Annotated in this window: 19 protein-coding genes and 1 other RNA gene; 5 read left to right on the top strand and 15 right to left on the bottom strand. The window is 67.4% G+C overall.

What is annotated here, in order from left to right:
• Positions 1–38 precede the first annotated feature (38 nt).
• The 3 genes from dnaK to hrcA form a co-directional block, all read right to left on the bottom strand.
• The gene (dnaK, locus tag FKV23_RS07700; protein ID WP_141623329.1) at positions 39–1964 is read right to left on the bottom strand and encodes a molecular chaperone DnaK; all 1926 of its coding nucleotides are present in this window, start codon (positions 1962–1964) and stop codon (positions 39–41) included.
• A gap of 113 nt (positions 1965–2077) precedes the next feature.
• Positions 2078–2614, bottom strand: a complete 537-nt coding sequence (grpE, locus tag FKV23_RS07695; protein WP_141623328.1) for a nucleotide exchange factor GrpE — start codon at positions 2612–2614, stop codon at positions 2078–2080.
• Positions 2615–2760: 146 nt separating this feature from the next.
• Positions 2761–3810, bottom strand: coding sequence for a heat-inducible transcriptional repressor HrcA (gene hrcA, locus FKV23_RS07690; RefSeq protein WP_141623327.1), 1050 nt, complete (start codon positions 3808–3810; stop codon positions 2761–2763).
• A 129-nt stretch (positions 3811–3939) separates the two neighbouring features.
• Between hrcA and recN the strand changes: the two genes are divergently transcribed.
• Entirely contained in the window at positions 3940–5613 is a 1674-nt protein-coding gene (gene recN / locus FKV23_RS07685; RefSeq protein WP_141623326.1) for a DNA repair protein RecN, read from the top strand.
• A gap of 55 nt (positions 5614–5668) precedes the next feature.
• Here the strand turns inward: recN and fur are convergent, their stop codons facing one another.
• On the bottom strand, positions 5669–6070 hold the full coding sequence (gene fur, locus FKV23_RS07680; RefSeq protein WP_141623325.1) for a ferric iron uptake transcriptional regulator: 402 nt from the start codon (positions 6068–6070) through the stop codon (positions 5669–5671).
• Positions 6071–6219: 149 nt separating this feature from the next.
• Between fur and FKV23_RS07675 the strand changes: the two genes are divergently transcribed.
• Complete coding sequence (locus FKV23_RS07675; RefSeq protein ID WP_407067660.1) at positions 6220–6624, top strand: outer membrane protein assembly factor BamE; 405 nt, start codon at positions 6220–6222, stop codon at positions 6622–6624.
• A gap of 13 nt (positions 6625–6637) precedes the next feature.
• Here FKV23_RS07675 and FKV23_RS07670 read toward each other — a convergent pair whose 3' ends face one another.
• Both FKV23_RS07670 and FKV23_RS07665 read right to left on the bottom strand, forming a co-directional pair.
• The gene (locus FKV23_RS07670; protein WP_141623324.1) at positions 6638–6913 is read right to left on the bottom strand and encodes an RnfH family protein; all 276 of its coding nucleotides are present in this window, start codon (positions 6911–6913) and stop codon (positions 6638–6640) included.
• The gene (locus tag FKV23_RS07665; RefSeq protein WP_141623323.1) at positions 6910–7338 is read right to left on the bottom strand and encodes a type II toxin-antitoxin system RatA family toxin; all 429 of its coding nucleotides are present in this window, start codon (positions 7336–7338) and stop codon (positions 6910–6912) included. Before FKV23_RS07665 ends, FKV23_RS07670 begins: the two co-directional genes overlap by 4 nt.
• 50 nt (positions 7339–7388) lie before the next feature.
• Here FKV23_RS07665 and smpB point away from each other — a divergent pair, with 50 nt between their 5' ends.
• Entirely contained in the window at positions 7389–7901 is a 513-nt protein-coding gene (gene smpB / locus FKV23_RS07660; RefSeq protein ID WP_141623322.1) for an SsrA-binding protein SmpB, read from the top strand.
• Positions 7902–7907: 6 nt separating this feature from the next.
• Here smpB and FKV23_RS07655 read toward each other — a convergent pair whose 3' ends face one another.
• Positions 7908–10112 (bottom strand): CHASE domain-containing protein, encoded by a 2205-nt coding sequence (locus FKV23_RS07655; RefSeq protein WP_167285082.1) that lies wholly within the window; start codon positions 10110–10112, stop codon positions 7908–7910.
• A gap of 168 nt (positions 10113–10280) precedes the next feature.
• Between FKV23_RS07655 and ssrA the strand changes: the two genes are divergently transcribed.
• Positions 10281–10635: a transfer-messenger RNA gene (gene ssrA, locus FKV23_RS07650) on the top strand.
• Between the two features lie 167 nt (positions 10636–10802).
• Here ssrA and FKV23_RS07645 read toward each other — a convergent pair.
• The 5 genes from FKV23_RS07645 to FKV23_RS07625 all read right to left on the bottom strand — a co-directional run bounded on the left by FKV23_RS07645 (position 10803) and on the right by FKV23_RS07625 (position 17789).
• Positions 10803–13895 (bottom strand): error-prone DNA polymerase, encoded by a 3093-nt coding sequence (locus tag FKV23_RS07645; RefSeq protein WP_208543288.1) that lies wholly within the window; start codon positions 13893–13895, stop codon positions 10803–10805.
• Complete coding sequence (locus FKV23_RS07640; RefSeq protein ID WP_141623319.1) at positions 13871–15304, bottom strand: Y-family DNA polymerase; 1434 nt, start codon at positions 15302–15304, stop codon at positions 13871–13873. The genes FKV23_RS07645 and FKV23_RS07640 overlap by 25 nt, the downstream gene beginning before the upstream one ends.
• Positions 15305–15307: 3 nt before the next feature.
• Positions 15308–15922 carry a translesion DNA synthesis-associated protein ImuA gene (imuA, locus tag FKV23_RS07635; RefSeq protein WP_141623318.1) on the bottom strand — a complete coding sequence of 205 codons (615 nt, stop codon included), beginning with the start codon at positions 15920–15922 and terminating at the stop codon, positions 15308–15310.
• A gap of 1 nt (position 15923) precedes the next feature.
• Entirely contained in the window at positions 15924–16532 is a 609-nt protein-coding gene (gene lexA / locus FKV23_RS07630) for a transcriptional repressor LexA (protein WP_208543254.1), read from the bottom strand.
• Positions 16533–16757: 225 nt separating this feature from the next.
• Complete coding sequence (locus FKV23_RS07625; RefSeq protein ID WP_141623316.1) at positions 16758–17789, bottom strand: glucokinase; 1032 nt, start codon at positions 17787–17789, stop codon at positions 16758–16760.
• A gap of 198 nt (positions 17790–17987) precedes the next feature.
• On the opposite strand from FKV23_RS07625, the gene FKV23_RS07620 reads away from it, so the two are divergent.
• The gene (locus tag FKV23_RS07620; protein ID WP_244244129.1) at positions 17988–18521 is read left to right on the top strand and encodes an MgtC/SapB family protein; all 534 of its coding nucleotides are present in this window, start codon (positions 17988–17990) and stop codon (positions 18519–18521) included.
• Between the two features lie 98 nt (positions 18522–18619).
• On the opposite strand, the gene FKV23_RS07615 is transcribed toward FKV23_RS07620, so the two are convergent.
• The 3 genes from FKV23_RS07615 to alr all read right to left on the bottom strand — a co-directional run bounded on the left by FKV23_RS07615 (position 18620) and on the right by alr (position 22587).
• Positions 18620–19315 carry an OmpA family protein gene (locus FKV23_RS07615; RefSeq protein ID WP_141623315.1) on the bottom strand — a complete coding sequence of 232 codons (696 nt, stop codon included), beginning with the start codon at positions 19313–19315 and terminating at the stop codon, positions 18620–18622.
• A gap of 187 nt (positions 19316–19502) precedes the next feature.
• Positions 19503–21275, bottom strand: coding sequence for a S8 family serine peptidase (locus tag FKV23_RS07610; RefSeq protein ID WP_141623314.1), 1773 nt, complete (start codon positions 21273–21275; stop codon positions 19503–19505).
• Between the two features lie 172 nt (positions 21276–21447).
• On the bottom strand, positions 21448–22587 hold the full coding sequence (gene alr, locus FKV23_RS07605) for an alanine racemase (protein ID WP_167285080.1): 1140 nt from the start codon (positions 22585–22587) through the stop codon (positions 21448–21450).
• Between the last annotated feature and the right edge of the window lie 6 nt (positions 22588–22593).

Here is a 22593-nt window from a genome sequence, read left to right as displayed (position 1 = left end):
TCCCACGGGAAGAGGGGCTTTTGAAGTCGCTTGATCGCTTACTTCTTCTCGTCTTCCTTGACCTCGGTGAACTCGGCGTCGACCACGTCGTCGGCCTGGCTGGCGGTGGCGCCGCCTGCATCGGCCGTGGCACCGGCGTCGCCCGGCTGGGCCTGGGCGGCCGCGAACAACGCCTGTGCCGCTTCCTCCAGCGCCTTCGACTTGGCCTCGATCTGGGCCTTGTCGTCGCCCTTCATCGCGGTCTCGACCTCGGCGATGGCGGCCTCGGCCCGGGCGATCGCCTCGCCCGGCAGCTTGTCGCCATGCTCCTTGATCGTGTTGCGGGCCGCGTGGATCAGGCCGTCGGCCTGGTTGCGGGCCTGCACTAGTTCGTGGAACTTCTGGTCCTCTTCGCGGTTGGCTTCCGCGTCGGCGACCATCTTCGCGATCTCGTCCTCGGACAGGCCCGAACCGGCCTTGATCTCGACCTTCTGCTCCTTGCCGGTCTTCTTGTCCTTGGCGGTCACGTGGACGATGCCGTTGGCGTCGATGTCGAACGACACCTCGATCTGAGGCATGCCGCGCGGCGCGGTGTCGATGCCGGTCAGGTCGAAGCGGGCCAGCGACTTGTTGTAGCGGGCCTGCTCGCGCTCGCCCTGCAGCACGTGCACGGTAACGGCGGACTGGTTGTCCTCGGCGGTGGAGAACGTCTGCGAAGCCTTGGTCGGCACCGTGGTGTTCTTCTCGATGATCTTGGTGAACACGCCGCCCAGGGTCTCGATGCCCAGGCTCAGCGGAGTCACGTCGAGCAGCAGCACGTCCTTGACGTCGCCGGCCAGCACGCCGCCCTGGATCGCGGCGCCCAGCGCCACGGCCTCGTCGGGGTTGACGTCCTTGCGCGGCTCCTTGCCGAAGAAGTCGGCCACGGCCTGCTGGACCTTCGGCATGCGGGTCTGGCCACCGACCAGGATCACCTCGGAGACGTCGCTGGCGCGCAGGCCGGCGTCGTTGAGCGCGGTGCGGCACGGCTCGATGGTCTTCTTGACCAGGTCCTCGACCAGCGATTCCAGCTTGGCCCGGGTCAGCTTGATGTTGAGGTGCTTCGGACCGGAAGCGTCGGCGGTCACGTACGGCAGGTTGACCTCGGTCTGCTGGCTCGACGACAGCTCGATCTTGGCACGCTCGGCCGCGTCCTTCAGGCGCTGCAGGGCCAGCGGATCCTTGCGCAGGTCGATGCCCTGGTCCTTGTTGAACTCGTCGACCAGGTAATCGATGACGCGCTTGTCGAAGTCCTCGCCGCCGAGGAAGGTGTCGCCGTTGGTGGCCAGCACCTCGACCTGCATCTCCCCGTCGACCGAGGCGATCTCGATTATCGACACGTCGAAGGTGCCGCCGCCGAGATCGTAGACCGCGACCTTGCGGTCGCCGCCCTTCTTGTCCATGCCGTAGGCCAGCGCGGCCGCGGTCGGCTCGTTGATGATGCGCTTGACGTCGAGGCCTGCGATCTTGCCGGCATCCTTGGTGGCCTGGCGCTGGCTGTCGTTGAAGTACGCCGGCACGGTGATGACCGCTTCGGTGACGGACTCGCCCAGGTAGGCCTCGGCGGTCTTCTTCATCTTGGCCAGCACTTCGGCCGAAATCTGCTGCGGCGCCATCTTCTTGCCGTCGACGGCCTGCACCCAGGCGTCGCCGTTGTCGTGCTGGACGATGCCGTAGGGGACCAGGTCGATGTCCTTCTGCACTTCGGCGTCGGTGAACTTGCGGCCGATCAGGCGCTTCACCGCGTAGAAGGTGTTCTTGGGGTTGGTGACGGCCTGGCGCTTGGCCGAGGCGCCGACCAGGACCTCGTTGTCCTTGGTATAGGCGACGATCGACGGAGTCGTGCGATCGCCTTCGGCATTCTCGATGACGCGGGCCTTGCCGCCCTCCATGATCGCCACGCACGAATTGGTCGTGCCAAGGTCGATACCGATGATCTTGCCCATGGTGGTGTTCCTCTCGTATCTCTGGATTCAGGGGCGCCTGCGACGCCGATGTCTGCTATCTGGGGTTTACTCCCTTCCCTTCAAGGGGAAGGACGCGGGTGTGGCCACGGTTTTCAGTCGTGTCTGGCCACCACCACCAGTGCCGGGCGCAACAGACGGTCGTTGAGCAGCCAGCCCTTCTGGTAGACCTGCACCACGTGGCCAGGGGGATGCCCGGCGCTCTCGACCATGCTCATGGCCTGGTGGTGGTCCGGATTGAACGGCTGACCTGCCGGGTCCACGGCCATCAGGCCATTGTCGCCGGCGACCTTGAGCAGTTGCTTCAGGGTCAGCTCCATGCCTTCGCGCAGATGGGCGGCGGTGTCGCTCTCCACCTTCAGGCCGGCTTCGAGGCTGTCGATCACCGGCAGCAACTCGCCGAGCAGGCGCTCATTGGCGAACTTGCGGGCGGTGTCGAGCTCGCGGGCCATGCGTTTGCGCTGGTTGTCCAGCTCGGCGTGCTCGCGCAGTACCTCTTCGCGAAGCGCGGCCAGTTCGGCCTGGGCGGCTTCAAGCTCGATGCTGAGCCGGTCCCGCTCATCGTTGTCGACGGCCGTAGCGGCCGTGCCCTGTGTGTTCTCGTTCTCGTCCTGCTGTGATGCTGTGGTCATGGGGTTGGCTCTGTCCCTGCGCTCGGGTGCAAATGGAGGCGATGGCGGGCGTGACGCCCGCGACAGGGCCAGCAATGGGGACGGGGATGCCGGATTCAACCCGTCGGACGGTCAGGGGCCGGCTGGGGGGAGCTCGAGCACGAGTGTCAGCTCTCGGCCTTCAAGGCATCGCCAAGCACGTCGGCCGCGGCCTGGACCACCGGGATCACCCGCTCGTAGGCCATGCGGCTCGGGCCGATCACGCCGAGTACGCCCAGCACCTGCCCGGCTGCGCCGTAGGGCGCGGTCACCAGCGACATGCCCTCCAGTGGCGCCAGGCCGGTTTCCTCGCCGATGAAGATGCGTACACCCGGCGCCTGGATGGTCCGTTCGAGCAGCTGCAGGATCTCGCGCTTGCGGGCGAAGGCCTCGAACAGTTCTCGCAGGCGGTCGAGGTCGGCGAGGTCCTGTACCCCCATCAGCCGGGTCTGTCCGGCCAGCACCATGTCGTCCTGGCCCGGCACCAGCACCTGCTCGGCCAGCTCCATCGAACTCGCCAGCAGGCTTTCCATCTCGCTGCGGGCGGTCTTGAGCTCGCGGAGCAGGGTCCGGCGGATGTCGCTCATCGCACGCCCCGCGAACTGACTGTTCAGGTAGTTGGCGACCTGCTCCAGTTCGCCGGCGTCGAACGGCCGCCGGGTCTGGATGATCCGGTTCTGCACCTCGTTGTCGGCGAACACCAGGATCGCCAGCACCCGCTGGGCGTCGAGCGGCACGAAGTCGATGCGCCGGAACGCGAACTGTTCGCGCCGTGGCAGACTGACCACGCCGACGAAATGGGTCATCGCCGAGAGCAGCTCGGAGGCGTTGCCGAGCAGGGCCTGGGTACCCGATCCGGCCGGCAGCTCGCCGCGCAGGCGGGCGAGTTCCCCTTCCGGCAGCGGTCTGAGCTGCAGCAGCGAGTCCACGAACAACCGGTAGCCCTGCGCGGTCGGTATCCGCCCTGCGGAAGTGTGCGGAGCACTGAGCAGGCCCGCCTCCTCCAGGTCGGAAAGAATGTTGCGGATCGTCGCCGGACTGACCGCCAACCCGGAGTGGCGGGCCAGGGTCTGCGAACCGACCGGTTCGCCATCGCGGATGTAGCGGCCTATCAAGGTTCGCAGCAGGTGCCGCGCCCGCGGATCGAGGTCGTCGGTATGGGCGTGGCTTCGGGACATGCTGTCGGTATAAGCGGCCGGAGGGGCGGACGCAAGGCTCGAGCGGTTCCGGCCGCCAATTCTCGGTTCGTGAGCCGGGCTGCCCTCAGGCTGACAACCGACTGCCGACAACCATTAAACTCCCCGCCCATGCTGACCCATCTGTCCATCAAGCATTTCGCCGTGGTCGACCATGCCGAACTCGAATTCGGCCCGGGCATGACCGTGATCTCGGGCGAAACCGGCGCCGGCAAGTCGCTGCTGGTGGATGCACTGGGCCTGGTTTCGGGCATGCGTGCCGACAGCGGCGTGGTCCGGCACGGCGCCGGCCGGGCCGAACTGGCGGCCGAATTCAGCCTGGAAGACGCGCCCCAGGCACGGACATGGCTGCATGACAACGAGTTGGACGAGGACGACGGCGGAGCGTGCCAGATCCGCCGGGTGATCCGCGCCGATGGCGGCTCCCGCGCCTGGATCAACGGCCGCCCGGCTACCGTAGGACAACTGCTCGAGTTGTCCGGCCTGCTGGTCGAGATCCACGGTCAGCATGAACAGCAGGCCCTGCTCACCCGCACCAGCCAGCTCGCCCTGCTCGACGCCTTCGGGCGTACCGGGGAAGAACGCCAGGCCGTGGCCGCGGCCGCGCGACACTGGAGTGCGCTGCTCGACGAACGCGAGGCGCTGTCTTCCCAAGGCGATGTCTCCGACCGCATCGAATGGCTGGAACACCAGTTCGCCGAACTCGAGCGTGAAACGCTGGAACCGGCTGCGATCGAGCAACTGGGCACCGATCACCGCCGCCACGCCCACGCCGCCGACCTGATTGCCACCTGCGACGGCGCCCTCGCCCAGCTTGGCGGCGACGAGATGCCTTCGCTGTCCGGCACCCTGCAACAGGTCCGCGGCCAGCTCCAGCGCATGCAGGAACACGAACCGCGGCTGGGCGAGGTCGACGGCATGCTCGACGCCGCCGCAATCCAGATCGACGAAGCGCTGACCCTGCTAGACCGCATCCGCAGCGACCTCGACATCGACCCCGACGCCTTCGAAGCCGCCGAACAACGGCTTGGCCGCCTGCACGAACTGGCCCGCAAACACCGGGTCACGCCGGATCAGTTGCTGGCCCGGCGCGAGGCCCTCGCCGAGGAACTGGTCGGCCTGCGCGGCGCCGGCGAACGCCTGCAGATGCTCGATACCGAGATCGACAATGCGCGGCAGGCCTGGCGCCAGGCCGCCGATGCACTCGGTGCGCGCCGGCGCGAAGCCGCGGGCAGGCTGTCGACCGACACCACTGCACTGATTGCCGAGCTGGGCATGGGCGGTGGACGCTTCGAGATCGCCATCGAGCCGATCGACGACGACCGCCCCGATCCGCAGGGCGGCGAGCGCATCGAATTCCTGGTGGCCGCCAATCCCGGCCAGCCGGCACGTCCTCTGCGCAAGGTCGCCTCCGGCGGCGAACTGTCGCGCGTATCGCTGGCGATCGAAGTCGCCACCCTGGGGCTGGATGCGGTACCGACGATGGTCTTCGACGAGGTCGACTCCGGCATCGGCGGCGCAGTCGCCGACATCGTCGGCCGCAAACTGCGCACCCTCGGCGAACGGCGACAGGTGCTGTGCGTGACCCACCTGCCCCAGGTCGCGGCCCAGGGCCACGCCCACTACCGGGTCAGCAAGGCCTCAGCCGACGGCATCACCCAGAGCGAAGTGCGGCAGCTGGATGCCGGCGAGCGCCGGGAGGAACTGGCGCGCATGCTCGGCGGCGCCGAGCTGACCCGCGAGGCACGCGCGGCAGCGAAGCGGCTGCTGGCCGACGTCGGCTGAGGGCTGTGCAAGAACGCCCCCGGGGTGCGACTACGCTGTGGTCGCGGCCGCCGACTTATTTTTTCTTGCGGACGTACAACACCAGCGAGTGTTCTTCGATCTCGTAGCCGTGCTTGGCAGCGACCCTGCGTTGCAGCTCTTCGATCTCCTCGCTTTCGAACTCGATGATCTTGCCGGTGTCGATGTCGACCATGTGGTCGTGGTGCTGACCCCGGTCGAGTTCGTAGACCGACTGGCCGGCCTCGAAGTTGTGCTTGAGCACCAGCCCCGCGGACTCGAACTGGGTGAGTACGCGGTAGACCGTGGCCAGGCCGATGTCCTCGCCCTTGGCGATCAGCTGGCGATAGATGTCCTCGGCGGTCATGTGCCGGGGCTTGGCATGCTCGAGCAACTCAAGGATCCGCATCCGCGGGTGGGTGACCTTGAGACCGACGTTGCGCAGTTCTTGGGATTCCATGGGGGCTCCGGGCTGGACTGTCGCGGAAGCAGGCCACAGGACAAGCTGTCCCGGCCGGGCAAACGTTGGATGAACGCCTGTCCATCGCCGCCGCGTCACGATGGCTTCAGTGTATCATCGGGCCGTTATCCGTCTGCAGTGATCAACTGATGCGCAAGCCCCTGTTCGTGCTCCTGGTTTCCGTCGCCCTTGTCTCGACAACTACCGCCTGTGGCGTGGTGTACCGTCAGCCGATCTACCAGGGCAACCTGCTTCAACCTTCCGCCGTCGAGCAACTGCAGGCCGGCATGGACAAGCAGCAGGTACTGGCGCTGCTGGGCACTCCGTCTATCCGCGACCCGTTCAATGAAGACCGCTGGGATTACACCGCCAGCCAGCGCGTCGGCCGTGCCGCCCGCACCGAATTCAAGAACCTGACCCTGCACTTCGACGGCAACACCCTTGCCCGCTGGGAAGGCGACTACTTCCCGAAGCAGGACGAAGAACTGGCCACCAGCTCGGTCCGGCAGTTCGGCCCCAACCTGGCCAAGGAAAAGAACAAGCGCGGTCGCTGAATCGCCGCTTTCCTCAGCGCTGAGGCTGTTTCTTCAGCGGGCGCGCCTCGGCGCGCCGGCGCCGGGCTTCCTTGGGGTCGAGTTGCAACGGCCTCAGTATCTCCAGCCGATCTCCATCGCGCAGCACTGTATCCAGCCCCACCAGCCGTCCGTGCACTGCGCAACCACCCGGCTCCGGGACCTGCCAGCCAGCGGCCTCCAGTGCATCGCCGACACGCGCGCCCTCGGGCAGGTCGATCGCCTGCCGCTCGAAGCGGTGCGGCCAGGCCCTCACCAGTTCGATGTTCACAGGCCCAGATCCGCGACGCGGATGAAATCGTTGACCATGCGGTCGGCCAGGCCCTGGAAGCCCAGCGTGAAGGCCGGGGTCAGCAGTTTCATCGAAGGCTCGAAGTCCAGCGTAAGCGAAACCTTGCAGGCCGACTCGTCGAGAGCATGGAACTGCCAGCGTCCACTCAGGCGCCGGAACGGGCCATCGACCAGTTTCATGTCGATGTGGTGCGGCGGCGACAGCGTGTTCTCGGTGGTGAACCAGGTGCTCAGGGCGCCGAGGCCCAGATCGAGCCGCGCCACCAGCCGCTCGTCGTCAACGGCGATGATCTCGGCCGCCCTGCACCAATCGAAGCGATGCGGATAGGTCGCCACGTCGTTGACCAGGTCGAACATTCGGCGGGCGGAGTGTTCGACCAGGGCAGAGCGGTTGATGATGGGCATGGGTCGTCGTGATGCCTGCTATTCCCCCCGCAATCAGGGACAATATCGCGATGGCAAAGAAATCGAGCAGCAAGGGCGGCAAGGATAAAGGAAAGGGCGGTGCCAGCGGCACCATCGCCCTGAACAAGCGCGCCCGTCACGAATACCATCTGGAGGAACGCTTCGAGGCCGGCCTCGCCCTGCAGGGCTGGGAACTCAAGTCGATCCGTGCCGGCCGGGCCAATATCGGCGAAAGCTACGCGGTGATCCGCTCCGGCGAAATGTTCCTGTTCGGCTCCCAGATCACGCCGCTGATCTCAGCCTCGACCCACGTCGTCGCCGAGGAGCGGCGCACCCGCAAGCTGCTGCTGCACCGTCGCGAGATCGATACCTTGATCGGCCGGGTCGAACGCGATGGCTACACCCTCATCCCGACCGCCCTCTACTGGAAGGGCAACAAGGTCAAGGCCGAGCTGGCGCTGGCCAAGGGCAAGCAGCAGCACGACAAGCGTGCCGCCAGCAAGGAGCGTGACTGGGCGATCGAGAAGCAGCGGGTGATGCGCCAGCACAATCGCGACGCGTAGTTTCGGCTATGCCCGCCTCCCGGGATTTGCTGCACCACCGCCATCAGGCGCATCGTCGGGCGGCTCCAGCGGCAGGGTGAACCAGAAGGTCGCTCCCTCCCCTGCCCGGCCCTCGGCCCGGATCGAACCGCCATGGCGCTCGACGATTCGCCTGACCGATGCAAGGCCGATGCCGTGCCCGGCGAACTCGTCCTGCCCGTGCAGGCGCTGGAATGGCCGGAACAGCTTGTCGACATATTGCTGCGAGAACCCCGCGCCGTTGTCGCGGACGAAAAAGCCGGGCGTGCCATCCGGTCCTGGCCCCTGTCCGAATTCGATGTGTGGCCGTTCGCGGCCGGCACTGAACTTGACCGCATTGCCAAGCAGGTTCGAGAGCAGGTTGTGCAGCAGCGACACGTCACCCCAAGCTGTCAGGCCCGGTTCGATATCGACCTGCAAGCCGGGCAGCTCCTCGGCCGCCTTCAGCTCATCGACGACCTCACGTGCCAACTGGCTGAGATCGACGCTCTCCGGGTTCAGCGCAACCCGGCTCAGCCGCGACATGGCCAGAAGCGCGTCGATCAGGCCCGCCATACGCGCCGTCGCCGCGCGCACCCGGTCCAGGTAGTCACGACCAGCAGCGTCCAGATTGCCGCCGTAGCGTTCGGCCAGCACCCGGCTGAAACCATCGATCGCCCTCAGCGGCGCCCGCAGGTCGTGCGAGATGCTGTAGGCGAAGGATTCCAGCTCCTGGTTGGCCTGACTGAGCTCGCGCGTACGCATCGCCACCCGCGCCTCGAGAGTCCGGTTGAGCGCATGCACCCGCGCCTCGGCCATGATCCGCTCGGTCACATCCTCGACCTGGGCCAGCCCGCGCACATCCTGACCGATGTTGCCCGGTATCCGCGAACAGCTGAGCTGTGCATGACGCGGCAGATCGCCAGCGCGGTGCAGACGCCGGGTCAAACGTTGTACTGAATTGACATCGCCATCTTCATGGGTCAGCCATTCCTTCAGGTCCGGGCCTTCGTCCTCGAACAATGATTCGAAATGCACTCCGGCCAGGCTGTCCGGATCCAGGCCGACGATTCGGCCCAGCGCGGGGTTGGCCTCGACGATGCAGCCCTCGCTGTCGAGCAGGGCCTTGCCGATCGCCGAATACTGCATCGAAGTGCGGAAGCGCTCCTCGCTGCGGCGGAAGTCCTCGGTCATTCGCCGGGCGATCTTGCGCGCGCGCCGTTGCGTGCGCACCAGTGTCCATACGATGGCCGACAGCAGCACCGACGCAAGGATCCCGAGTGCCAGCACGAGATGCAGGTTCCGCAACTGCGGAATCGCCTGGGCCGCGGGGTGCGATTCGAACGCCATCCGCCAACGACGGCCAAACTGCTCCAGGACCACCTCGTGTTCGAATGCCGCCGGCGCCCCATCCTGCTCCCCGCTGTCGCCGGCGGCGTATATCGGGATCGGCTCGCCATCGGTGACGTCTTCGACCAGGATCCGCCGCACAGTCGGGTCGCCGCGCAATGTGCCCGCGGTGAAATGGTCGACGTAGAACGGCGCATAGACCCAGCCCCGCATCGTTTCGCGCCGGACCGCCGGACTGCGCGGCACGGTACCCGTACGGTAGATCGGCACGAACAGCAGAAGTCCGGCCGGCGCTTCGGCCGGATCGCCCAGCAGCCGGACTGGTCCAGACATGCGAGTGGTGCCGGTTTCCATCGCCTCGGTCATCGCCTGATGCCGGGTCGGATCGGCATACATGTCGTAGCCGATCGCGGCCACGTTGAGCGGTGTGCGGGGCTCCAGATAGAGCACCGGGCCGTAGTGCCGCCGTACGCCGCGAGGAAACACATCCAGCATGCCGTGACCGGCATCGCGCCATTCCAGTTGCAGTCCCGGCAGGCGCGAATGCGGCACATAGGCGACGTAGCCGAGCCCGAGCATCGAGGGGAAGCGGTTGCCCAGCCCCATGCCCTCGGCATAGGCCCGCCACTGCGCCGGCGTTGGCCGATCGACACTGGCGAACAGCGCCGCCCCGCCCTTGAGCATGATCTCGTAGTTTTCGAGCCGGGAACCGACCACGGCAGCCACGTCGAGGGTATTGCGTATGAACTCGGCCTCGGCCGCCCTCGCCTCCTTGACACGTGCGTATTCCCACGCCCCGAAGGTGACCAGCAGGGAGAACACCAGTACGCACGCCGCAAGAGCGTGCCCACGTCGCAGCGACAATGGGTTGTCGTCAATGTCGGCGAGCTGCGTGCTGGATCCTGTCACCCGCGCAGGATACCGCGCCGTCGCACCCATCCATACATGAACCATGTGCCGACTGACCGGGCACCCCCCATTGCCATGCCGCCCCCCGCCCCTATACTGGTCGTGTTCGGCGTTTCACGCCCCGGGGGTGCACTGGCTTCGACGGGGGTCGCGAAATCGCCTGGCGCATGTCGAGGGGGTAGCTTTCCTCGTTAATCCAGCTGCAAAACTCATAGTTGCCAACGACGACAACTACGCACTGGCCGCTTAAGGCCTAAGCCCCGAAACCGCTTGTGTCCGTGCTCGCGATGTAGGGTCATTATCACGGAATCGCCGGGAGTGGCTGCCTGTCAGCACTCGGTTAACCCAAAACAGGCTGGTCCGCCGATGCGCTTTGTGCGCCGTGCTGTCGGTAGACGAGACTTAACGGAGCACTAAACATGTAGTGCCGGGGATGGAGTGCCTTCGGACGGCGGTTCGATTCCGCCCACCTCCACCAATGCAGGGTCTGAAGAAGACCCATACAGGCCGAAATCCCTCTTGAAAGCAGGGGTTTCGGCCTTTTCTTTGTCCGATGCGGTACGTCTGGGCATCGTCCCCTTGTACGACCACGTTCGGTCGAGATTGAAGACCCGGTAGTGTTGTCTTCCGTCCAGGCACTTGGGCCTAATGGAAATCCCGGCTCCGCACGTCGAGACTACTCAGCAGCGGCGTCAGGTCGTGCAACTGCCTTGCAATGAGATGGCGCACGCCGTTCTCGGCCTCCAGCTTGCCCTCGACCATCAGCAGCCGCGACTCCAGGAACGGCCGCCGCTGGCGGTCCGCCACCTGCCGCCAGACCACCACGTTGATCATGCCGTGCTCATCCTCCAGGGTGACGAAGGTGACGCCGCTGGCGGTCTGCGGGCGTTGCCGGCCGACCACCAGGCCGGCCGCGACGATGTTGCGCCCCGACGGGATCGCCGGGAGCTCCTTCGAGCTGCGGCACCGCCGCGCGCGCAGCTGCGCGCGCAGCAGCGCCATCGGATGCCGCCCCAGCGTGGTGCCAAGCGTGGCGTAGTCGGCATGCAGGTCCTCCCCCACCGTCGGCAACGGCAGCGCGGCTTGCCGTTCGCGTGGCTGCGTGTCCACCCCCAGCAGGGGGCGTCGTTCCTCCACCCCGGCCACCGCCCAGCGCGCACGGTGGCGGTGCCCCGCCAGCCCGCGCAGCGCGCCCGCGTCGGCCAGCAGTTCACGTGCACGGGCACTGATCACGGCGCGCTCGCACAAGTCGGCGACGTCGAAAAATGGGCCGGCCGCCCTCGCCCGCTCGATCCGCACCGCATCGTCCTCGTTGAGTCCCCTCGCCATGCGCAGGCCCATGCGCAACGCAAACTCTCCGCGTTTATCCGGTTCCAGCGTGCAGTCCCAATCGCTGTAGCGTACGTCCACCGGCCGCACCTCCACGCCATGCCGCCGCACGTCCTGCAACAGCTGGTCGGAGCTATAGAACCCCATCGGCTGGCTGTTGATCAGCGCGCAGGTGAAGGCCGCCGGATAGTGGTGCTTGAGCCAGCAGCTGGCATAGGTCAGCAGCGCGAAGCTGGCCGCATGCGACTCGGGAAAACCGTAACTGCCGAAGCCCTTGATCTGCTCGAAGATGCGCGCGGCGAATTCAGCCGAGTAGCCGCGCGCCAGCATGCCGTCCGTCAACTTCTCGCGATGGTGTTCCAGCCCGCCGTGGCGCTTCCACGCTGCCATCGAGCGACGCAGGTCGTCCGATTCGCCGGGCGTGTAGCCGGCCGCGACCACCGCCAGTTCCATCACCTGTTCCTGGAACAGCGGCACGCCCAGGGTGCGTTCGAACACCTTGCGCAGCGCCTCGGAAGGATAGGTCACCGGTTCCTCGCCGGTGCGCCGCCGCAGGTAGGGATGCACCATGTCGCCCTGGATCGGGCCCGGCCGCACGATCGCCACCTCGATCACCAGGTCGTAGAATCTGCGCGGCCGCAGCCGCGGCAGCATCGCCATCTGCGCCCGCGACTCGATCTGGAACACGCCGATGGTGTCGGCGCGGCAGATCATGTCGTAGGTGGCCTGATCCTCTGCCGGAATCGTCGCCAGCGCGAGATCGCGGCCGTGATGGATCCGCAGCAGGTCGAGGCAGCGGCGCAATGCGCTGAGCATTCCCAGCGCGAGGATGTCGACCTTGAGCAGCCCGACCGCATCGAGATCGTCCTTGTCCCATTGCACGACGGTACGGCCTTCCATGGTCGCGTTCTCCACCGGCACCAGCGTGTGCAGCGGCTGCTCGGAGATCACGAACCCGCCCGGATGCTGCGACAGGTGACGCGGGAAGCCGATCAGCTCGGCGGTCAGCGCCAGCACCCGGCGGATGACGGGACTGTCGGGATCGAAGCCCTGCTCGCGCAGCCGTTCGGCCGACGGCAGCGTGTCGCTCCAGCGACCGATGCAGCCGGCCAGCGCATCGACCTGGTCGGGCGGCAGGCCCAGCGCCTTGGCGACGTCACGCACCGCGCCGGCGCCGTGGTACGTGCTGGCCACCGCCGTGAGCGCGGCGCGATGACGGCCATAGCGCTCGAATATGTACTGGATGACCTCTTCCCGCCGTTCATGCTCGAAGTCGACGTCGATGTCCGGCGGCTCGTCGCGCTCCCTGGACACGAAGCGCTCGAACAGCATGCCGATGCGGTCGGGATCGATCTCGGTGACGCCGAGCACGTAGCAGACCACCGAGTTGGCCGCCGAGCCGCGCCCCTGGCAGAGGATGTGCCGGCTGCGGGCGAAGCGCACGATGTCGTGCACGGTCAGGAAGTAGCTCTCGTAGCCAAGCTCGGCGATCAGCGCCAGCTCCTTCTCGGCCAGGTCCCGCGCCTTTTGCGGGATTCCGTCCGGCCAGCGCCAGCGCAAGCCCTGCTCGGTCAGTTCGCGCAACCAGGACGTGGCCGTGTGCCCGGTCGGCACCAGTTCGTGCGGATACTGATAGCGCAGTTGCGCGAGGTCGAAACTGCAGCGCCGCGCGATGCGCACGCTCTCGGCCAGCAGCGCCGGCGGATACAGCTCGGCCAGGGTCCGCCGCGGGCGCAGGTGCCGCTCGCCGTTGGGAAACAGCCGCATCCCCGCCTCGGCCACCGTCGTGCGGTGCCGGATCGCCGTCATGGCATCCTGCAATGCGCGACGACCGCGCGCATGCATGTGCACGTCGCCCGCGGCGACCAGCGGCAGGTCCAGCGCCACGCCCAGCGCATGCAGCGCGGCGAGCCTGTCCGCGTCGCGCTGGCCGCGATGCAGTTCCACCGCGATCCACAGCCGGCCGGGAAACAGTGACTTCAACCAGCGGCCGTCCTGTTCGCTTGCCGGGTCCGCCGGAACCCACAGCGCAAGCAGGCCGTCCGTGCCTTCTGCAAAGTCCTCGCGCAGCAGGCGGTACTGGCCCTTCGGCACGCGCCGCCGCGCCGCTGTGACCAGCCGGCACAACACCTGATAGCCGGCCAGGTCCTCGACCAGCAGCACCAGCTTCGGACCGCCGTCGACCTGCACCTCGCTGCCGACGATCAACGGAAGATCCACCGCCTTCGCGGCCTGCCAGGCGCGCACGATCCCGGCCAGCGTGCACTCGTCGGTGATTGCCAACGCCGCGTAGCCATGCCGCTTCGCGCGCTCGAACAGCTCGCGGGCGCTGGACGCTCCGCGCTGGAACGAGAAGTTCGACAGGCAATGCAGCTCGGCGTAGCTCATGCGAACCAACCGTGCAGCCAGTAGCCACCCTCGGCGCCCACCGGCCGGTAGACCCAGGCGCGCTGGCCCGTCTGCAGTCGCGCGACGTAATAGTCCCGGCGGATGTCGAAGCCATCCCACCAGCCCGACTCGATGCGCTCGGCGTCACCCTCGAGGCGCGGCGCCGCTCCGCGCAAGGGGATCGGCTTCGCCAGCAGCCAGCCGGGACGCAGCGACATGGCCGCCGGCAATGGAGCGGGCGACGATCGTTTCGGTTGCGGCGCCGGGCCGACGCGCCAGGCCTGCTCCGGACGATGGTCCTCGTGTGCGCACAGCCCGTGCACCGCGTTCTCGCCGAGCCGCGCGCGCAGCCGTTCGCGCAGCTGTTCCCACGGCATCGCCTGCTGCGGCCGCTCGTCGAACAGCTCCCGGTGCGCGGGCACGAACGCCGGCAGCTGGTCGGCGACCAGCACGATCGCGCGCACCGGCGCGGGCGTTTGCGCCTGTTCCAGTCGGCCGCGCGCGAGCTCGAACAGCAGCGCGGCATCGCGCTCGGGGGCCAACAATCCAACCGGCACCACCGTGTCCGCGCGCCCTTCGTGCTCCAGGTGCAGCGCGAACCGCTGCACGCCGCCGTCCCGGCCGGCGAGGAATGCGGCCAGGTCCGCGGTCAATCGCCTCAAGGGGAACAGCAACGCCTGCGAGGACTCGACCTCGTAGCCGAGCTCGATGCGCATGGCGAACCGGTCCGGTGGCCGGTACCAGTCCAGCACGGTGTCGCACTCGCCCATCAGCGCATCCAGGTGCCGCAGCACCTCGGCCGGGAAGCGTCGCGCGATGCCGTCGCGCGGCAACGCCAGCACCTGCCGCAGCGTGCGCAGGCCCATGCGCTGGAACGCGGTCGCCACCTCCGGCGCGAAGCCGGCGCGCTGCACCGGCAGTTGCCCAAGCGCATGCCGCATCGGCTCGAGACCGGCGACCGCGAGACCGTCGTGCGCGTTGGCCAGCGCGCGTGCTGCCACCGGGTTCGGCGCGGCGACGATGCGGTGCCGGAAGCCGAGCAGCGCCAGCTCTTCCCGCAGCCGCGCCTCGAACCGCGGCCACGGACCGAACAGGCCCAGGCTGCCCTGGATCTCGAGGAGGAGCGCGTGTGGATGCTGCGTACTGACCTGCGAACTGAAGCGATACGCCCACGCCGCCAGGAACCGGTGCCAGCGCGCTTCATCGTCCGGATCATGCTCGACCGTCGCGAACCCGCGCGCGAGCGCCTGCGCCGCGGTCAACGCCATGCCCCGGCGCAGGCCGAGCGCGCGTGCGGCGGGATTGAGCGCGTGCAGCACGCGCCGCTGCTGCGAACCGGCGACCATCGCCAGCGGCGCATCGGGCTGCGCGCAACGCCGCAACACGCCGTCCAGCGCGAGCTGCGGCAACAGGATGCAGGCCCAGCGCACCGCTCACCCCGCCAGCGGGATCGGCCGTGGCGGCGCCAGTCCGCCGCGGCACTTGAGCACGCGCAGCTGCGCGGGCCGGACGTCGATGGCGATGCGCAGCGCGGCCGGTGACGGATTGCGTGCGGCCGAAAGCGGCCGGGTCGCGAACGCCAGGGCCTGGCCGCTCTCCGCCGCGACCTGCAGCCGGCGCAAGGCCCGGTCGTCGGCCTTCAATGGCCAGCACAGCACCGCGCCGCAGCTGCCCGAGCGCAGGCACTGCTCGGTGGCCCACAACGCATCGCGCGGCGAGGACGCCTCGATCATCTGCACCTGCCGCAGTTCGACCCCTGCCGCCTGCCATGCCGGCGCGAACGGCACGTAGGGCGGCGCGACCAGCACGATGCGCTCGCCGGCCTGCGACAGCCGCGCCAGCACCGGCCAGAGCAATTGCAGCTCGCCGATGCCGTCGACCGGGATCAACAACTCCGTCAGCGCCGCCTCGGGCCAGCCGCCGGTCGGCAGGACCGCATCCAGCGCCGCGAGACCGGTCGGCCGCGAACTCGGCGGCAACGCCGCCGGTCGGCCCTTCCACACGCGCCGCTGGTGCAACAACGCATCGATCGCGACCACCGCGCCCATGTCATCCCCGCCGGACCAGGCCGCAGAACACGCCCTCGATCGCGAAGTCCTGCCCGGGCTCCACTTCGATCGGCGCATAGGCCGGATTGCGCGGCAGCAGGCGCAGGGCATCGGCCGAACGCGACAGCCGCTTGATCGTCAGTTCGCCGTCGAGCCGCGCGACGACCACCTGCCCGTCGCGGGCCTCGGGCGTGCGCTTCACCCCGACCAGGTCGCCATCGAGAATGCCGTCCTCGATCATCGAGTCACCCTGCACCCGCAGCAGGTAGTCGGGGGCCGAGGAAAACAGCCGCGTGTCCAGGGTCAGGATGTCGGCCAGCCCCGCATCGGCCCCGATCGGCGCGCCCGCCGCCACCCGGCCCAGCACCGGCACCCGCAGCAGGTCGGACCGCGCCCGCATCCCGGCCGGCCGGATCCCCCGCGCCTGCCCGGCCGTGACCTCGACCAGTCCGGCCTCGGCCAGCGCCAGCACGTGCTTGCGCGCCGCGCCGCGCGTCGCCAAGCCACAGGCGGTGGCGATTTCGGCCAAGGACGGCGGCTGGCCAAGGCCGGCCACCCGGTCGCGGATGAACGACAGAACGGCGGCACGACGGGGACTGAGGTTTGACATGGGGTACATTTGTACCCCATTTTGGTTTTGCAAAGCTAGGCCCATCCTGTTCAGGGCGTCATGACAGAGGACTTCGCTTCGGTGCCGTCCCGGCTTGACCTGCTTGATCTGCCGGCCGGCCGGGGAGACCACTGTGGCGGTGATCGTCTTCCAGACTCTCGTTAAGCCGTTCGGGATGGCGTTCTACGGCTACCGCGCCATCTGTTCGGGCAACCCTCGGGCCAATCAGGCCGCGCCAGCCTGCGCGATGTACCAGGACGCGGCGCCCTGCAACCCGAGCTGGCCGTGTTCGACCAGGCGAACCGGAACGGACTTGAGCACTTCCCGCATCACGCCCTTGTCGACGAAGCGTTCGGCGAAATCGCTGGCGAGCAGCAGGTCGGTAATCTGGGTGGGAATGCCGCCGGCGAGGTAGACGGCATTGGCACCGAAGGTCAACGCAAGGTCACCGGCGACGCTGCCGAGAACGTTGCAGAACATCGCCACCGCCTCGACTGCCTGCGGGTCCTCGCCCTGCTGCGCGGCCCGGGTGATTGCAGACGGGCTGGCTAGGCGCTCGTCAACGCCGTCGAGCACGCACAGCGCCTGGTAGGCGTTGAGCAGTCCCGGGCCGGACAGCAGACGCTCGTTGCCGACATGGCTCCAGCGCTGCAGGAACACTTCCAACACGGCCAGTTCACGCGGCGTACGAACCGAGAGCGCGGCGTGGCCTGCCTCGGTCGGCACCACCACAGGAGGCCGTCCGGGCACCCGAACGGCTGCGCCAAAGCCGGTTCCCGGACCGATCACCAGCGCCGATCCGGGCGGGGTCGTCGTGTCCGGACCACTGATCAGGCGGGCGGAGCCAGGGTCGATGCTCGGCACCGCCCAGGCCATGGCCTCGAAATCATTGATCAGGCGCAGTCCATTCAGTCCGGCTCCGGAAACTGTCCCGCTGACCGACACCGACCACGGCAGGTTGGCATGGACGAGGGTATCGCCGACCAGCAGCCCTGCGATCGCGACCGCGGCGTCGGGATGGGCTCCGATCCCGGCCTCGTCGATGAACGCACGCAGGATTGAAGCCAGATCCGGATAGTCCGCACAGGCATAGCGGCGGTAGTGCACCAGCTGCATCGAGGAGGGCACCGCGATCGGCTCGACCAACGCCACACGGGCGTGGGTGCCACCGACATCGGCCGCGATCAGGGGCCGCGGGTCGACAGCCGGAAGCGCCTCCGGACGCCCGGAGGCTTCGTAACGCCCCTTCAACCCCATTGCCCCCGCCGAGGCGCGCGCGCATCGACACAGAGCTGCCAGGACGTCGGGAATCGGCATGGAGTGGACCACGCCGAGGCGTCGGCCCCTTGGGGATGAACAATGCTACGTCCGGTACGCATCAGCTTCAGGCCTTGCACTCGACAACTCTGGAGAGTTCGCCATAGTAACGCCAGTGGCATGGAATGGCCCGGACACGTGCTCGATTCCGGCAGCCTCCGGCAGTCGACGTTCGCCGTCCGACCCGATTTGACCTCGCCTGCACACCTGCAACCGCAGGCTGTCGAGATGGATTTGATGTCGCAGGCCATCGCGTTGGGCAACGCCGGCATCGCAATGGTGCTCGGCGGGCTCATCGGCTATGAGCGTGAACTGAAAAATCGCCCGGCCGGCTTCCGTACCCACATGCTGGTGGCCGGTGCGGCCGCCTTGTTGCTCGGTGTGGGCCGGCTGATTCTTGACAGCGGTACGTTCACGGCGCCGGGGGAAACCCTGCAGATCGATCCGTTGAGGCTGATCGAGGCTGTCGTGGCGGGCGTTGCGTTCATCGGCGCCGGCACCATCTTCGCCCGACGTTCGGATGGCGCCATCGCCGGCATCACGACCGCCGCATCCTTGTTGATGGTCGCGGTGATCGGAGTGGTCTGCGGCCTGGGCTTCCATCTGCTCGGCGTTACAGCCACCTTGTTGACGCTGGTGGTGTTGACGATCCTCAAGGTCCTGGAGCGCTGACCGCCTGGAATCCATGCTCGGCTGTCGAATACGACACGGGCCGCGGATGCGGCCCGTGTCCTTCCATCCATCCCGGCAATCCTCTTCCCGGGGTGTCCTCAGGAACGTATCGGCACCAGGGTGATTTCTACCCGACGGTTCTGTGCTCGTCCGGCATCGGTGTCGTTGCTGGCAACCGGGCGGGTCGCGCCGGCGCCAATCAGGATGAAGCGGTCACGCATCAGCCCCTTGGACATCAGGTAGTTGCCGACCGAGGCCGCACGGCGCTCGGACAATTGCTGGTTGTAGGAGGCGCTGCCGACACTGTCGGTATGACCGGCCACCTCGACGATGGTCTGGTCGTACTGGGAAAGGGTGCGGGCGACGTCGTCAAGCACCGGGTAGAAAGCCGGCTTGAGATCGAACTTGTCGAAGTCGAAGGTGATGTTGCTGGGCATGTTCAGGGTGATGTTGTCGCCCTGGCGCACCACGTCGACGCCGGTACCCTGCATCTGCTCGCGCAACGCACGTTCCTGGCGGTCCTGGTAGTTGCCGATCGCGCCTCCGGCAAGGCCGCCGATGCCGGCGCCCACGAGTGCACGCTGGCGGCGCTCGGTAGCGTCGTCGCCGCTGAGCAGACCGGCGGCAACACCGGCCAGGGCACCGATCAGCGCGCCTTTCTGGGTCTTGCTCATGCCAGAGCCTTGCTGCTGGCCATAGCCATCATTGCCGTAGCCGCCTCCGGTCGTGGCGCAACCCGCCACCATGGCGGTGACGGCGGCAGCCATAAGAGCGGTACGAATGTGCTTCTTCATGATCTCAACCTCGCAGGGTGACCTGGTGTGCAGGGGTATCCAAGCTAATCATTCCGGCGTCTGGAATGGGTGACGGGTGCACACTCCCATTCAGCTTCCAGCAGGCCCTGCCGCTCGCATTGCGGGGCACACAAACGAAGGGCCGGGTTGCCCCGGCCCTTCGAGCATCCATCAACGGCTGTTTGTATCAGTAGCTGACAGTGATGGTGGCCGTACAGGTCGAAGTACCGGCTTCGCAGATACTGTAGGTCAAGCTGCCGCCACCCCGGCGACCGGTATTGTCGGTGTAGCTGCTGCCTCCGGTGGTGGCGACCTTGCTGCCGTCACGGAAGACATCGAAGCTGCCGGCCGAAGAGCCCGACCAGCTCAGGTCGACATGGACCACGCCCTTGACCTTGTACGAGCTGCCGCTCACGGTGAAGTTCGGATCCGGATCCGGATCCGGGTCGGGATCGGTACCGCCACCGCCGTTCTGCAGCTCGTCGAGCGCGGCCTTGGCCTGGACCAGGCCCCAGCCGTAGGAGTTGTCGCGTCCGGCCGTACCAAGGTCCTCGGCGGTGACCGCCAGCGCCTCGCGGACTTCCTGGTTGGTCCAGGTCGGATTGGCGCTCCAGACCAGCGCTGCGACGCCGGCCACGTGCGGGGTAGCCATCGAAGTGCCGTCGTAGAACGCGTAGCCGTTGCCCTGGTTGTCCGGGATCGTGTTGACGGTGGCCGACGAACCCAGCTTGTTGGCCACCAGATACTGGCCATCCTCCTGGGTCATGCTGACCGCCGGAATCGCGGGACCGGCGCTGCCGAGGGTGCCGCTGAAGCCGCCCGGGGCGTTGTTGTAGATCACCACCGCGGCTGCGCCACCGTTGTAGGCGTTGTTGACCTTGTCGGCGAAGCTGATGTCGCCGCGCTCGCACAACACGGCCTTGCCAGCCCAGCTGCCGGAACTGGTGCACAGCCCGCCATTGACCAGCGCCCCGCTGGCCTGTCCCTGGTAGGTGTACTCCAGCGACGAGACGATGTAGGACGAGCCATCGACCGAAGCGGTCGCCGACACGTGCGGCACCGTGCTCAGCACGCTCACGCCGGGCGCCGCCAGTTCGACCTGGTTGGTGCGCTGCGAGAAGCTGGCGTGCTGCTTGTTGCTGTCGACCGCCGCGACCGAGACGACACTGTCGTACGAAGCCGGATAGCTGTGGCTGGTGTTGCCGGCGTTGCCGGCCGCAGCGATGCTCAGCACGCCGTTGTCGTACAGGTTCTGGAACGCGTTCCGCTCGGTGGTGCTGCTGAAGCTGCCACCCAGGCTCATGTTGATGACCTTGGCACCCGCGTTGGCACAGCGGTTGGCCGCGTCGACCAGGGTCGAACTGTAGCTCCAGCCGCACGAAGCACCGTCGAACACCTTGACGATGTACAGCGAGATGTTGCCGGTATTGACGCCGACCACACCCGCGTTGTTGTCGGCCGCGGCAATGGTGCCCGCCACGTGCGAGCCATGGCCGCAGGTGTCGGTGTTCCAGCCGCTCGGGTAGCCACCGGCGAGGTTGACGCCCTGGAAGTCTTCATGCGCGGCATGGATGCCGGAGTCGATCACGCAGACGGTGACGCCATCGCCGGTGACACCGTCCGCCCAGACCTGGGGCGCCTGCACCATGCCGATGCCATAGGGCTGGGTCTGGGCCATCGAATAGCGAGGAACATCCTGCTCCACCAGCTCCACGTGCGGGTTGTTGCGGATGCCCTGCAATGCACTCGGCGGCAGCGTGACTGCCGTTGCTCCGTCGAACGTGTGATGGATCTTGCCGCCGGCGACCTGCAACGCCCTGTTGACCTGCGCCTTGCTGTCGGGCTTGAACTTGACCCATACCCGGTTCTGATCCGGCCCGTCCGCCGCCTGACCCGTGCCCGCGGCAAACACCAGACCGATGCCCAGCCCGATGGCCAAGGCGAGACTGTTGTGCTTCATCTACCACCCCAAGATGTGAATTGATGTCCCCCCTGCCATTGAGCCCCTGTCACCCAATGTCCCGTGGACAATAGCAGACCGTGCCGAAAGTCATGCTGCGTTGCAGCATGTCCATTCTGAACGCCTGCTACAGAAAGTCAGCGGGGCACGGCCGGGCCGTCGGACAGGGCTATCAATCCCGCAACAGGCCACCGACGTATCGGCGCGGAATCCGCTCATTGAGGCCCACCAGGACCTCATACGGGCTCTCTCCACCCTGCTCCGCCACGGTCTCGACACTGATGGCCTCGCCTCTCTGCTCGCCGATCAGGACCACCTCGTCCTCGTTCCAGGCACTGTGCCGGCCTATGTCGATCATGAACTGGTCCATGCACACCCGGCCTACGATCGGGTGGCGCTGCCCGTGGATGAGCACTTCACCTCGCGAGGACAGTGCCCGCGGATAACCGTCGCCATAGCCGATCGGCACGGTCACCACTCGGGTATCGTGCTCCGCCGTCCAGGTCGCGCCGTAGCTGACCGGGTTGCCGGCCTTGACCACCTTGAAGTAGACCACCTTCGAAACCAGCGACATCACCGGCTCGACTGCGATGCTGCGTTTCGAGGCCGAGCCCGGCAGCACGCCGTACAACGCGATCCCGGGCCGGACCATGTCCAGCCAGGTGTCCGGGAAGTGCAGCACGCCACCGGAGTTGGCGAGGTGGCGGGTTGGCATCGGCGCGCCGAGGCGTTCGAAATGCGCGCAGGCTTCCTGGAAGCGTTCCAGTTGCCGTGCGGTCATCGGCGAATCGGGATCGTCGGCGCAGGCCAGGTGCGAATAGATGCCCTTGAGCACGCACCAGCGCGAGGCGCAGGCGGCCTCGATGAGCGGCCCGCACGAATAGCTGTGCACGCCGATGCGCTCCATGCCGGTATCGATCTTGAGATGGATCGCCGCCCGACGCCCCATCGCCTGAGCCGTGGCTTCGACCTGTCGCAGCTTGTCGAGGGAGGAGACGGTGATCTCCAGATCGTGCTCGATGAACTGCGCGACCTGCGGGCCGAAGATACCGCCGAGCACCAGCACCGGCACGGTCACTCCCGCGCGGCGCAGGGCAATGCCCTCCTCCACGAAGGCCACCCCGAGCCGCTCCACCCCCACCGTCTGCAGGTGCCGCGCCACCGGCACCAGGCCGTGGCCATAGGCATTGGCCTTGACGATCGCCATCACCGGCACGCCGACGCGGGCGCGGATGAGGTGCAGGTTCGACGCAAGTCGGCCGAGATCGACCACGATGCGGGTCGGCCTGTCGTTGGCGGCGGGGGACATCATGCTTTC

It is taken from the genome of Lysobacter alkalisoli (assembly GCF_006547045.1).
Classification (GTDB): Bacteria; Pseudomonadota; Gammaproteobacteria; order Xanthomonadales; family Xanthomonadaceae; genus Marilutibacter; species Marilutibacter alkalisoli.
Note: the sequence above shows the minus strand (reverse complement) of the source record. Positions and strands in the feature narration are given on the sequence as shown.